The organism is Alteromonas sp. MTD1 (genome assembly GCF_042848195.1).
GTDB lineage: Bacteria > Pseudomonadota > Gammaproteobacteria > Enterobacterales > Alteromonadaceae > Alteromonas.
Map to the genome: position 1 here is coordinate 1 of NZ_BTGG01000028.1, position 370 is coordinate 370.

General features: G+C 41.4%; 1 protein-coding gene. It reads left to right on the forward strand.

The genetic code is table 11. From position 1 onward, the window contains the following. Window positions 1-17: 17 nt before the first annotated feature. Window positions 18-370: DUF3718 domain-containing protein (locus ACGHAV_RS16960; protein ID WP_390383383.1), on the forward strand; the 353-nt coding region annotated here is incomplete at its 3' end.

Genomic DNA, 370 nt, shown 5'->3' on the forward strand with positions numbered 1-370 from the left:
AACGAAGGAATTTAACCATGTTGAAAATTGTTAAAACTTCTCTAGTACTAGCAGCATCTACATTAGCTTTTTCTAACGCAGCGCAAGCTAACGACATTAACGAAGCACTGGCAAACATTTGCACTATCGTACAAGCAGACGATAAAGGTGAACTTCGCAAGAAAATGAGAAGCGTACAATCGGATTACAAATTAAAGCTACGTGATTACTACTCTGGTATTTCATGTAACGGCCAAAGCCTTATTCGTACAGCAATTACGAGCGATGCTGTTGAAGTAGGCACTCTACTTGTTAAGAAAATGCCAAGCAAAGAGCTAACGCAGCCAGAAGCGGATGGCAAAACACTACAAGCGTGGATTGCAGAGCAAGG